At 69.8% G+C, this 12,175-nt stretch carries 8 protein-coding genes; 3 read left to right on the forward strand and 5 right to left on the reverse strand.

Features of this window, described 5'->3' with window-relative positions:
* The first annotated feature begins 49 nt into the window (after nucleotides 1-49).
* A complete protein-coding gene (locus ACF08M_RS07745; RefSeq protein ID WP_392184483.1) occupies nucleotides 50-1,225 on the forward strand; it encodes a cytochrome P450 in 1,176 nt (391 codons plus the stop codon).
* A 375-nt stretch (nucleotides 1,226-1,600) separates the two neighbouring features.
* On the opposite strand, the gene ACF08M_RS07750 is transcribed toward ACF08M_RS07745, so the two are convergent.
* The 3 genes from ACF08M_RS07750 to ACF08M_RS07760 all read right to left on the reverse strand — a co-directional run bounded on the left by ACF08M_RS07750 (nucleotide 1,601) and on the right by ACF08M_RS07760 (nucleotide 5,386).
* Entirely contained in the window at nucleotides 1,601-2,890 is a 1,290-nt protein-coding gene (locus ACF08M_RS07750; RefSeq protein ID WP_392184338.1) for a cytochrome P450, read from the reverse strand.
* 871 nt (nucleotides 2,891-3,761) lie between these two features.
* Nucleotides 3,762-4,946: an MFS transporter gene (locus tag ACF08M_RS07755; protein WP_392184339.1), complete on the reverse strand. Its 1,185-nt coding sequence runs from the start codon at nucleotides 4,944-4,946 to the stop codon at nucleotides 3,762-3,764.
* Entirely contained in the window at nucleotides 4,946-5,386 is a 441-nt protein-coding gene (locus tag ACF08M_RS07760) for a hypothetical protein (RefSeq protein ID WP_392184340.1), read from the reverse strand. Before ACF08M_RS07760 ends, ACF08M_RS07755 begins: the two co-directional genes overlap by 1 nt.
* Before the next feature lie 521 nt (nucleotides 5,387-5,907).
* Here ACF08M_RS07760 and ACF08M_RS07765 point away from each other — a divergent pair.
* The gene (locus tag ACF08M_RS07765; protein ID WP_392184341.1) at nucleotides 5,908-7,155 is read left to right on the forward strand and encodes a DUF4032 domain-containing protein; all 1,248 of its coding nucleotides are present in this window, start codon (nucleotides 5,908-5,910) and stop codon (nucleotides 7,153-7,155) included.
* A gap of 78 nt (nucleotides 7,156-7,233) precedes the next feature.
* Here ACF08M_RS07765 and ACF08M_RS07770 read toward each other — a convergent pair whose 3' ends face one another.
* Nucleotides 7,234-8,475 (reverse strand): PP2C family protein-serine/threonine phosphatase, encoded by a 1,242-nt coding sequence (locus ACF08M_RS07770; protein ID WP_392184342.1) that lies wholly within the window; start codon nucleotides 8,473-8,475, stop codon nucleotides 7,234-7,236.
* Nucleotides 8,476-8,993: 518 nt separating this feature from the next.
* Between ACF08M_RS07770 and ACF08M_RS07775 the strand changes: the two genes are divergently transcribed.
* On the forward strand, nucleotides 8,994-9,512 hold the full coding sequence (locus ACF08M_RS07775; RefSeq protein WP_392184343.1) for a transglycosylase SLT domain-containing protein: 519 nt from the start codon (nucleotides 8,994-8,996) through the stop codon (nucleotides 9,510-9,512).
* 174 nt (nucleotides 9,513-9,686) lie between these two features.
* Here the strand turns inward: ACF08M_RS07775 and ACF08M_RS07780 are convergent, their stop codons facing one another.
* A complete protein-coding gene (locus tag ACF08M_RS07780) occupies nucleotides 9,687-12,116 on the reverse strand; it encodes a glycoside hydrolase family 2 protein (protein ID WP_392184344.1) in 2,430 nt (809 codons plus the stop codon).
* Between the last annotated feature and the right edge of the window lie 59 nt (nucleotides 12,117-12,175).

The raw sequence follows: 12,175 nt of genomic DNA on the forward strand, positions 1-12,175 counted from the left end.
GCTTTCCACGCCTGGAGGTCCCGTGCCCCGCTTTGACGACAACGACCTGATGACCGGCCCGCCCACGCTCCCTCTGCACCGTCTGAACTTCGACCCGCCCGGACCGCCCGGCCCCGTCGCGCTACCGGACGGGAGCCGGGCCTGGCTGGTGAGCCGTTATGCCGACGTACGCAAGGTCCTGACCGACTCCCGGTTCGGACGCGCGCGGCTCCACGCACCGGACGCCCCGTCCCTGACGGGAGAATCAGGCCTGGTGGGCAGCCTGGACCTGATGTTCAACCAGGACGGCGAAGACCATCTGCGTCTCCGCCGCACTCTGCGACGGGCCTTCACTCCGAGGGCCGTCGCGCGCTGGCGGCCCTGGGTCGCGTCGATCGTGGAACAGCGCCTGGACCAACTCGCCGACAGGGAGCCTCCGGTGGATCTGGTGGCCGGCTTCACCCTTCCGCTCCCCATCGACGTGATCAGCCGGCTGATGGGGCTCGATGCCCTGTCCCGGGAACGGCTGCGTCACTGGAGCGAGTACGCCTTCTCCGACGGCTCCCACCCCAAGGAGGAGATGGAGACCGCCCTGACGGAGTTCGCCGCCTTCGGAGCCGCACTGCTGGCCGAGCGGCGCAGCGCACCCGGCAACGACCTGACCAGCACGCTCGTCCGGGCGGCCGATGACGAGGGCGGCGTCCCGGAAGGACAACTGGTCGACCTCGTGTGCGGGCTGGTGGTGGGTGGGCACGACAGCACCATGACGATGCTCGGCAACTCCCTGCTCCACCTGCTCGGTGAACGTCCGGACTGCTGGCAACGCCTGGGGGAGGACGAAGAGGCCGCCGGGGCGGTGGCGGAGCGACTGCTCCACCTGATTCCGCTCGGCGACGACCGGGGGTCCGCGCGCCACGCCGCCGTCGATACGGAGGTCGGCGGCGTGACCATCCCCGCGGGTTCGGTGGTGCTCGCCGACTGCGGCATGGCCAACCGAGATCCCGACGTGTTCCCGCCCCGGCAACTCGACGACCTGTTCGCCCCGTTGGCAGCCCCCACCCTGTCGTTCGGCGCCGGTCCGCACTACTGCCTGGGCGCCTGGCTGGCCCGGCTCGAACTCCAGCTGTCCCTGCACCGGATCGCGGCCCGCTTCCCCGGCCTGCGTCTGGCGCAACCCGCCGAAGAAATCGAATGGCGACGCGGCAGCACCTCCCGCAGTCCGCAGCGGATCACCGTCACCTGGTAGGGCAGACGGTACCCCCCTGTAGTCGACATCCCCGGTGGCGCTCAACATGAACCTCCTGCGCGGACTGCATGTGCTGCTGTTCCGGATCCTCAGGATGCGTCTGCTGTTGTGCGTGGTGCTCGTGCCGGCTCTGTTCCAGGTGCTGTCCGTGCTTCAGGCACTGCTCGTCGCGACGGCGGTCGTGGTGGTGCTGGTCGTCCTCAGAGTGCCGACGGGACCCTGCTCGTTTTGGCCGGTATCGACGAGACGATGGGGAGCCGTGCGGCCGGGCCGAGGCGAACCTGCGTCACCTCGGCCGTGGCCCCCGCGGTGTGGTGAAGCCGCGTCGCCGGTACGGGCACGAGCAGATCCCGTCGAATCCGGCATCGCGCCTGCTCAGCGCAGGTGTACCGGCAGCGATTCGACGCCGTACACGATCGACAGCTTGCGGAAGGTCAGTTCCTGGGGCGGGACGGCGAGACGCATCCGGGGAAACCGCCGGGCCAGGGCGGGATAGGCGGAGCGCAGTTCCATGCGCGCCAGTTCGGCGCCTATACAGCGGTGGATTCCGTACCCGAAGGCGAGATGCCCCGAGGGGTTGCGGTGCGGATCGAAGCGTCCGTCGTCCATGACGTACGACGGGTCGCGATTGGCGCTGCTCAGCGAGCAGAGCACCATGTCGCCCCGCGGAATGACCACGCCCGCTATCTCGATGTCCTGACGGGCGAACCGGGGAAAGGCGAGCTGTACCGCGGAGAGGTAGCGCAGCACCTCTTCGACGAACGGCGCGGCGGCCGCGTCGTCCGTCCGTATCCGCTCGAAGACCTCGGCGTTTTGCAGCAGTACGAGGGAGCCCAGGGCGATCGTGCTGGCGGTCGTCTCGAATCCGCCGGTCAGCACGCCGTCGGCGAGGCCCGCGAGTTCCTCGTCGTCGACGCTGTCGCCGTGCTCCTTCACGATCATGCCGAGCAGGCCGTCGCCCGGCTCCTCGCGCTGCATCCTGACCACGTTCCTGAAGTACGCCAGTGACTCCGACATGGCCCCGAAGGGTGCGGTCGTGCCACCGAAGAGGTCGAAGCGGTCCATGGCCAGCTGCTGGAAGTCGTGGCGGTCCCCGTAGGGCACGCCGAGCAGTTCACAGATCGTGAGCGAGGGGATCGGCAGTGCGAAGTCCTTCACCAGGTCGACCGGGCCCTGTCGGGCTTCCATCGCATCGAGGCGTTCCTCCACGATGGCATCGATTCTGGGAGTGAGCCGGCGCAGCCGGCGCATCGTGAACTCCGGGGTCAGGATGCGCCGAAGCCGGGTGTGCACCGGAGGGTCGCTGAACCCGAGCCCGCCGGGACTCTGTTCCGCCGCCACTCCGGCGTTCGTCGCGAGGTGGGCGAAGTCGGTACTGAATCCGTCGGCCGATCCGAGGACGGCCTTCGACTCCTCGTACCCGGTGACCACCCAGACATCCATGCCGAACGGCAACGACACCTTGGACACCGGCGCCTTCGCCTGGAGCCCCGCCAGTTTGTCCACCGGGTCCAGTCCATCCCTGCGCAGGAGCATCAGCAGGTCCTCGGGCAGCAGCCGGATCGTGGAGGAGCCGATTCCGTACTTCTGGATCCTGGACAGGTACGTGCGCCCGAGCCGGGCGGTGATACGAGAACGGAACTTCGTCCTCAACGTGTTCTCCATGGGTTGTCGCGCGGTCCGCACATATCGGTGCGGAGATGAGAGGCTGTGCAACATGCTCGGAAGTGGACATGGGCGGGCGCCGGCAAGGCTCGTCCCGAGTGACGTGGTGTCCCGGGACGGGAGCCGGAAGAGCGCTGGTAGCACACGGTAGCGTGAGCGGGCGGGACGGTCATTCGGCCGTCCTCGATGTCTGGACCGGCCGACGGGGTGCCTGGAACCGTGCTCGGCAGGTGATCGAGACTGTGCGGCTGTCGCTACGGCTTTTTCGGCCTTCTTATGTCGATGCCTTCGCCGATCTCCATGTCGCCCCGAGGGTCAACCGGTTCGCCCCTGAGCAGCCACGACGGCACGTTCCGGTTCACCTGAGCGCCACCCTCGCTTGTTGGACGAAACGTCTAGCAAGAGTGCCGGGCGGGCCTGCCCCTCGTGGAGAATCCGCTCGAACTCTCTCGGCGGCGACGAGGCAGCGACATCGTGCTCCAGGAGCTCCGGAGCCGGGTCCGTGCACCCGCGGCGAGTGGGCGCGGGACGCGGTCACCCGCTCGGCGTCCTGCCGGGGCGGGGATGCCGAGGGGTCGCCGAGCACGGCGCCCCTGAACACGCAGTGCGACGCGGCCGGAAAACAGTGTCCGGCAGCCCCGCACCGCTCGGAGCGAGTCCCGCTGGAGTGGGCACTCCTCGTCGATCGCCGTAGCATGTTCCACGAGGACGGCTCCTCTCAGAGAGAGATCGGATTCACCATCAGTGGCAGCCTCCTGCGAGAGCAGGAGGCTGCTGCCATGTCAGGCAGCAGCTGGCGGGCGGACGTCCATTCACTGCCGTGCGGCGTCCCCGCACGGCGTGGACAAGCCCGCGGTGCTCCCGGTGCGATTCACTTCGGCAGCCTGCGCGAGGCGTACGTCCCCGCCCCGGCCGCCAGCGGGATCACGCAGCTCGTGAAGATCAGCCCGGCAGGGCGGAGCCCGAACCAGGTGGCCAGCGCGCCGACCCCGACGACTGGGACCGCGAGCCCGGCGTAGGCGACGACGAAGAACGCCGAGATGGTGCCGCCACGATGCCGTGCCGGGGCGGCTCCGCCGATCAGGGTGAGTGCCGCGCGAAAGGCAAGTCCCTGGCCGCTGCCGCCGCACAGCGCGCCCAGGACGAGCAGGGCCGGCGACTCGGCGATCAGCGATGCAGCCACCAGCAGCAGGCCGACGACGAGGCTGCCGCACCCCGCGGGGAGCGCGCGACGCGCGCCGATCCGTTGCGTCAAGGACTGCCCGGCGGTCGAAGCGAGGAACACGGAGAACACCACCGCACCGGAGACCGCCAGGTTGCGCACGCCCAGCGTCCGCGAGGCGAAGCTCGGTGCCACCGCCGTGAAGAGCCCGAGAAGCGCGAAGCCCGCGAACGCCGCCAGCGAGGCGGGCATGAATACGCCCTTGACCTCGGGCGGCACCGCTACTCCCTGTGGCGTCGGACGCGGCCACCTCTTCGGCTCGGCCACGGTCTCCGGCAGGAGCCAGGTGATTCCGGCGGCCGCGGTCACCAGGCCCAGATGGACCCAGAACGGAAGTGTCAGCGGCCAGGGGGTGTACTGCGCGAGGAGGCCGGAGAGCAGCGGCCCGCAGCCCAGGCCGCCCATGTTCGCCGCAGTGGCGGCGAAGCCGGCTCGCGCCTGCTGCCCGGGACCTGCCAGTTCGATGACGGCCGCTGTCGCCGCGCCGCTCAGCAGACCGGCCGCGCAGCCGGACATCATCCGCCCCACGAGGAGCAAGGCCAGGCCGCTCTCCAGGAGGAAACATCCCGCGCTGGCGGCCGACAGAGCCATGGCGCACAGGAGCACGGGCCTGCGGCCGACTTCGTCGGAATAGTTGCCCATCACCAGCAGCACCGCGATGACCGCGATGGCGTACACGGCGAAGACCACCGTCACCATCAGCTCGGAGAACCCGATCTGTTCCTGATAGAGCCCGTACAACGGTGTGGGCAGGGTGGTTCCGGCCATCCCGACGGCGAATACCGCCGCCGCTGCCGGGTAGCCCGGCCGCCGCCGACCACCGCCCGGATGCATCAGTCCCAGAGCTTGTACGTCACGACCCGGTGTGTATCAGACGGCGTGCTGTCCGTGTAGGTGAGTTGCAGCCGGGTGAAACGCTGCAGCTCAGGATGGTTCTCCCAGCTCTGCGGACGGTCCAGCCTCACCTTGACGGGGTAGGAGTGGAACGTGCCCGAGGCGCAATCCGGCCGACAGTCGTTCACCGCGTCGAGTCCACTGCCCACGGCGGACGCCGGTCCCCATTGGGTCCAACGGAGGCCGATGAGACGGTTGTTGCCGTCCCCGCAGGCGAGCAGGAAGTCGCCGGGGCGTACTTGTGGATCCGAGAAACAGTCGACGGCCACGGTGCGAGCGGGTGAGGACGACGCTGCGGAAGCGGATGTCGGTACCGCCGTCGCCACGAGCGTCGCGGCAGCACACATCATGACCGCTGCTCTGAACTTGTCTCGTTGCATGTCGGCTCCCAGCTGCCTCTTTTCGAGTTCGCACGGCATCCCGACCGCGCCGGTCCGGCCCCGTGGGGCCGAGACCGCGCGTCAGGAGAAGTGCCGGTGGCGGTGCCCTTCCTTCAGCGGTCGTTCCTGAATCGACAGTACGACCGTGCCCGGGTACGCACCACCTGTACCGGTGATGCCTGTGCGGGACAGGAGGGGGAGGAGGAACCGGCAACGCGGTGGCCCGGGTACCCGGGGCGCCCCGGGTACATCTGCGCTTGCGCGGGGATCTGGGCGTGGGCGTGGGCCTGTGCAGGGGCGGGGGCCGCCGCGCGTACCGTGATGCCGGCGCTGACCGCTCCCGGCAGCCAGTCCTCGGGGCGGCGCAGCACCGTCTCCGCGGTCGCGGACCGGCAGAGTCTTGATCGTGGGCATGTGATGATCCTTTCGTGCGGCCGGGTACCGTGCCGGCCCCGTGCACCGGCAGCCCCGGGCGGCTACGTCACACTGATGGTCCCGTCACCGTAGGAGCGAGGCGAACGATGGCATTGCGGTTCAGCGCCACCAACCCCGAGCACCCCGCTCTCCTGCTCGAACTGCCCTGGCATCTGCCACTTGAGGAGTGGCCGGAGAAACACCTGGTGACGCTGCCGCGCGGCATTTCCCGCCACATCGTGCGCTATGCCCGAGCCGGGTCCGACGTGGTGGCGATCAAGGAGCTGGCCGAGCGCCCGGCGGTACGCGAGTACGAGCTGCTGCGCACCCTGGCCCGGGTCGGGATCCCCGCGGTGGACCCACTCGCGGTGGTCACCGGGCGAACCGGCGGCGACGGGGCGCCACTGGAGCCGATGCTGATCACCCGTCACCTCAACGGTTCCCTGCCCTATCGCTCGATGTTCGAGACGACCATGCGACCGACCACGGTGCACCGGCTCATGGACGCACTCGCCGTACTGCTGGTCCGGCTGCACCTCGCCGGATTCGCCTGGGGCGACTGCTCCCTGTCCAACACACTCTTCCGCCGGGACGCCGGCGCCTATGCCGCCTACCTCGTGGACGCGGAGACCGGCGAGGTGCACGACCGGCTCAGCGCAGGGCAGCGCGCCTACGACATCGACCTGGCCCGGGTGAACATCAGCGGAGAGATGCTCGACCTGGAGGCCTCCGGTGCGCTCCACCCCTCGGTGGACCCCATCGCGTTCGGCGCGGAGATCTGCCAGCGGTACGAGGAGCTGTGGACGGAGCTGACCCGTACCTCGGTCTATCCCGCCGGCCAGTACCACTACATCGAACGACGGGTGCGCAGGCTCAACGACCTCGGCTTCGACGTCGCCGAGATGCAGATCGTCAACTCCTCGGACGGTGACACGATCACCTTCGTCCCCAAGGTCGTCGACGCGGGCCACCATCAACGCCAGCTGCTGCGCCTCACCGGTCTCGACGCCGAGGAGAACCAGGCCCGACGGCTCCTCAACGACCTGGAGAGCTGGATGGCGACCCAGGAGGACCACGCACCGGGCGACCCGCTCGGTGCCCGGGCGGAGGTGCTCGCCCACCGTTGGGTCCGCGAGGTGTTCAGGCCCACGGTGCGTGCCGTGCCGCGGGACATCCGCAGCTCCATGGACCCGGCCGAGCTCTATCACGAGCTGTTGGAACACCGGTGGCACATGTCCGAACGCGCACAGGTGGACATCGGCTTGCAGGCGGCCGTAGCGGACTACAGCGCCACGGCTCTGCCCCGTTTCGGCGCCGAGGAGCCCCCGGCGAGTGGTTCACCGCAACCCGCGTGAGTCCGCATCGGTCCGGGCGCTGTGCCGGAAGGACCTGCTCCGCCGTCAATCGCCGCGCGCCGTTCGCAGGCCGCGGGCTCAGAGGCGGACGACGACCAGGGCGATGTCGTCACGGGCGCCGCCGCTGACGCCGAGACGGGCCAGCAGGGCATCGGCGAGGCGTTCCGGGCTGAGGCGCCGGTAGTGGGACAGGGCGTCGGTCAGCCGGCCCAGACCGGTGTCGATGTCCTCGCCACGGCGTTCGACGAGCCCATCGGTGTACAGGACCAGGGTGTCGCCCGGTGCGTAGGACATGGCGGCCCGGGGACGGGGGGCGTGGCGAGGGCGGGCGGCCAGGGGCGGGTCCGTGGCCCGGTCCAGCAGATCGCAGCTGCCGTCGGGACGTACCAGGACCGGGGGAGGGTGACCGGCGTCGCTGTAGGAGATCTCGCGGCCGACGGGGTCGATGACGGTCTGGACCGTGGTCGTAGCCAGCGCGCCGTCCACGGACCGGGCATAGAGGTCCAGGACGTCCAGGGCCCTCTCGGGCCCGTCGACCGCTCTGACGGCGGCGCTCAGGGCGCTGCGGAGCATGCCCATGACCGCGGCAGCCGCCAGTCCGTGGCCGACGACGTCACCGACCGCGACGGCGAAGACGCCGTGAGGCAGGTCGACCAGGTCGTACCAGTCGCCGCACACGTTCAGTGTCCCGGTGGCGGGCAGATAGCGCACCGCGACGTTCCGGTGTTCGCCCAGGTCCGGGGAATGGAGCATCGCCTCCTGCAGCGTGACGGCGACCTGGCGTTCCCGGGCGTGGGCCTGGCGCAGCTTCTCGTTGAGTTGCTGGAGCTGCTGCGCCCGGGCGTACAGCTCGGCCTCCATGGCCTGTCGCTGGCTGTGCGGGCCGCTGCCCGCGACCGGACTGCCGGAATGGAACAGGACGAACGAGGTCACGTCCTCCACCCGGTGGATGATCCATGCCACCCGTCCGTCCGGCCCGAGCACGGGGGCGTTGATCGGGGACCACCACCGCTCCTCGAACTCCCCCGACCGGTCGGCGACGGGGATGTCGTACCGCAGCGCCGCCATCGTGTCCGGTTCCCTCGAACCGAGGACCCGGCGCAGCGAGGCGTGCAGTTTCCGCACCCCGTGCACATCCGGAGCCGCCGGATTGTCGGGGAAGGCGTCGAAGAGATACCGCCCGACCAGATCCTGCCTGCCGGTGCCGGTCGCCCGCAGATACGCCTCGTTGACGTCGACGATCACCAGGTCGGGGTCGAGCACCATGTACGGGCTGGGCGTGGCCGCGAACACCCCCCTGTAGTCGATCTGCGGTGTCACGGGTCCGCACCGGCCTTCCGGTGGTCGAGGTGTTCTCGCCAATCTACGAAGCGCCTGGCGCCCCCGCCCGCGCTGATCCGCCATTCGCTGCCGTCGCGGAGCCGTGCGGTGGCTGTATGCGTATGCGCGCGGGGCGGGAGCCGCCGGAGTGCCCCGTTCGTGCGTTGCCGGAGACCCGCCGAGACCCCCGGCCGGGGACCGAGGATGTGATGCCACCCATAGGAGCTGGATCACATCCTAACGACGGTAGTAGGACCGAGAGCGCCACAGAGGCTCTTAAAAGCCATTCAAATTCTCATTTCGGACATTTCTCCGTAGTTGGGTAGTACGTCACATAATTGCTTTCCCCTCGGCCCACCGCTAACCATGGCTGTCGTTGCAGGGAGCAGCGGCCGGGTCAGGCGGATTCGCCGGATCGGTTCGCTCGAGCCGGCAACAGCGGGGTTCAGCTCCGCAGGCCGCCGCAACCGAGACCGGCCGGCAACACCATGACGTCCCCATTGGAGAGTTCCTTCCGTATGACCACGAACACGCAGACCCGCACCAGCCGCATCGCCCGCCTCCGTACGCTGTCCGTCGCAGGCATCGCCACCATGGGTGCCGCCGCAGCAGCCCTCACGCTGACTTCGACATCCGCGCAGGCCGCCGAGACGACATCGGTGGGCGCCTCCGTGGTCAAGGCCTCGGCGGACGGCAGCCAGACCGCCAGGGGCTACGCCAACAACCTGGACGGGTGGATCAAGCAGTCGCTGGCCATCATGAAGGCCAAGGGCATCCCCGGCAGCTACGAGGGGCTGCACCGCAACATCATGCGCGAGTCGAGCGGCAACCCGAACGCGCAGAACAACTGGGACGTCAACGCCCAGAAGGGCATCCCTTCCAAGGGTCTGCTCCAGGTCATCCAGCCGACCTTCAGCGCGTACCACGTCGGTGGCACCGCGTACAACGTCACCGACCCCGTCGCCAACATCACCGCGGCCGCCAACTACGCCGCGCACCGCTACGGGTCGATCGACAACGTCAACTCCGCCTACTGAGTCGTAGGACCCTCTCCCGCTCCGCGGGCCAGGACCGGCGTGGTCGGCAGTATCGCCGACCACGCCGGTCCTCCGGTTTTCCGTGCGGGGAATCGGCGGCCCCGCCCACCTGACGCCCCTTCCACCAGCCCTCCTGCAGCGCGGTCTCCTCGTGACGCGCTCGGCGGGGGGCGCTCACGCGGGCTCCACGCAGAAGACTGCCGCCCGGACTGCGTCGGCCCCCACGCCGGCCGCCCCGCGTACCCGGATGCGGGCCCGCTCGCCGGGGAGCAGGGTCACCAGACCGCGGTCCGCGCAGGCGTCCGGTGCGATGCGGTCGGCCTGGAGCAGCAGGTCCCGCACCAAGGTCTGTGCCGTCACCACGACGTCGACCGAATCCCGGTCGCCGGTCACGTTCTCCACAGCGATCCCGAACCGCGGCTCCGGGTAGGCGAACTCCCGGTCCCGCACGGCGAAGTGGAGGGCCCGCAGGCCGTCGGCGTCCGCCGCCAGGTACTCCTCGGCCGAGCCCGTGGCCGGCACGACGTCCTGCGGCACCGGAACGCGCAGCACCGTGCGCGGTGCCGCCGTCAGCTCCAGACGGGCGCGGGCGGCGAGCGAGCCGTCGGCCCGCATCAGGCGGAGTGCGACGGCGGCGGTCCACGGCTCGGCGGACTGGTTGACCAGGGCGAGTACGGGGCCGGAGCCGTTCTCGCCGTCCGGCTGGAGGGTGAGGAGGCGGTCGGCGTAGACGCGGCGCAGCTCGTGGTGGAGCGGCTTGAGGCGGCCGTCGCCATCGACAGCGGACCAGGAGCTGACGGGCCAGCAGTCGTTGAGCTGCCATACGACAGTGCCAGCGCAGCGCGGCCAGTGCGCACGCCAGTGCTCGATGCCGGTGGCGACGGCGCGGGCCTGGACGACCTGGGTGAGGTAGTGCCAGCGGTCGAAGTCGTTCTCGGGCAGGACGAAGTGGCGGGCGACGCCCCGGTCCAGCTTGCCGTTGCCGTCCCCGGCCTTCTGGTGATGCAGCATGCCGGGGGAGTTGGGGGCGAGGATCTCGCCGGGCAGGGCGCGGCGCAGCGTGGCCATCGCCGGGGGCGCCTGCCAGCCGAACTCGGCGACGAACCGCGGCACGTTCGCGCGGTACTCCGTGTAGTCCTGCCGGTTCCACACCTCCCAGGAGTGGTGTGTACCGTGGTCCGGGTCGTTGGGGTGGTGGTCCCACGATCCGGACCAGGGGCTGCCCGCGGTGTAAGGGCGGGTGGGGTCGAGCTCGGCGACCACGCGCGGCAGGAGTCCGAGGTAGTAGCCCTCGCCCCAGGAGTCGCCGGCGAGTTCCGGCTCCCACTCCCAGTCGCAAAAGCCCCACAGGTTCTCGTTGTTGCCGTTCCACAGGACCACGCTGGGGTGCGGCATGAGCCGCACGACGTTCTCGCGGGCCTCCGCCTCCACCTCGCCGCGCAGTGGCTGCTCCTCGGGGTAGGCGGCGCAGGCGAAAAGGAAGTCCTGCCAGACCATCAGGCCCAGCTCGTCGCAGGCGTCGTAGAAGGCGTCGTCCTCATAGATCCCGCCGCCCCAAACCCGTACGAGATCGATGTTGGCGTCGGTGGCTTGCCGCAGCCGGGTGCGGTAGCGCTCCGGGGAGATACGGGAAGGCAGCACGTCGTCGGGGATCCAGTTGATGCCGCGGACGAAGACGCGTACACCGTTGACCACGAAGGTGAAGCCGGTGCCGTGTTCGTCGGCGCCGCGGTCCAGTTCGATGGTGCGGAAGCCGACCCGCCGCTCCCAGGTGTCCAGAGCCCGGCCGGGGACGGATGCGTCGAAGATGGTCAATGCCACGTCGTACAGCGGCTGTTCGCCGTATCCGCGAGGCCACCACAGGGCCACGTCCGGGACTTCCAGCAACAGCACGCCACGGTCCCCGTCGATGGTCGCGCGGGCCGTCGCACCGGCCACCGACGCGTGCGCCACGAGAGGACGGTCGGCGCCCTGCCGGGTGCGCTCGACCTCGACGTGCAGTTCCACCAGCCCCGTCGTGCCCTCGACCGTCACCAGGGGGCGGACGCGGGCGATGCGCGCGGTGGACCAGTGGTCCAGGCGGACGGGCCGCCACATGCCGGCGGTCACCACCGTCGGTCCCCAGTCCCAGCCGAAGCTGCACGCCATCTTGCGGATGTACTGGAAAGGCTCGGGATAGGCGTTCGGGCGGGGCCCGGTCGACTTCTCCACGGTGGCGGCCTCGTCGTAGGCCGAGGCGAACTCGACGCGGAGCTCTCCGGTGTGGCCGGTGACATCGAACCGGTAGGAGCGGTGCATGTTGCGAGTGCGCCCCAGCGTCTTCCCGGCGACCTCGATGTGTGCGGAGGTGTCCAAGCCGTCAAAGACCAAGTCGGTCCGCTCGTAGGTGTGTTGGGCCGTCTCTGCTGGGTGGAGTTCGCGGGTGTACGTCCATGCGCGGCGTCCCACCCACGCGACCTCGTGCTCATTCAGGCCGATGTACGGGTCGGGAATGATCCCCGCTGCGAGCAGATCGGTGTGGACGCAGCCAGGGACAGCGGCATCGAGCGACGCCCCGTCGTGGCTGAGGCTCCAGCCTTCGGTCAGCTCGGTGACGTCCTTCATGGTGCGGCTCCAATCGGCAGACACGGGTGCCTGGATCGTGTACGACGCGGGCCAACGTA

Source organism: Streptomyces sp. NPDC015032, from assembly GCF_043080425.1.
In the GTDB taxonomy this organism is placed as follows: domain Bacteria; phylum Actinomycetota; class Actinomycetes; order Streptomycetales; family Streptomycetaceae; genus Streptomyces.

Excerpts from the sequence above, each read along its gene's own strand:
- ACF08M_RS07780 (WP_392184344.1), bottom strand. The coding sequence starts at position 12,116 with ATGAAGGACGTCACCGAGCTGACCGAAGGCTGGAGCCTCAGCCACGAC.
- ACF08M_RS07745 (WP_392184483.1), top strand. The coding sequence starts at position 50 with ATGACCGGCCCGCCCACGCTCCCTCTGCACCGTCTGAACTTCGACCCG.
- ACF08M_RS07755 (WP_392184339.1), bottom strand. The coding sequence starts at position 4,946 with ATGCATCCGGGCGGTGGTCGGCGGCGGCCGGGCTACCCGGCAGCGGCG.
- ACF08M_RS07750 (WP_392184338.1), bottom strand. The coding sequence starts at position 2,890 with ATGGAGAACACGTTGAGGACGAAGTTCCGTTCTCGTATCACCGCCCGG.
- ACF08M_RS07765 (WP_392184341.1), top strand. The coding sequence starts at position 5,908 with ATGGCATTGCGGTTCAGCGCCACCAACCCCGAGCACCCCGCTCTCCTG.
- ACF08M_RS07775 (WP_392184343.1), top strand. The coding sequence starts at position 8,994 with ATGACCACGAACACGCAGACCCGCACCAGCCGCATCGCCCGCCTCCGT.
- ACF08M_RS07760 (WP_392184340.1), bottom strand. The coding sequence starts at position 5,386 with ATGCAACGAGACAAGTTCAGAGCAGCGGTCATGATGTGTGCTGCCGCG.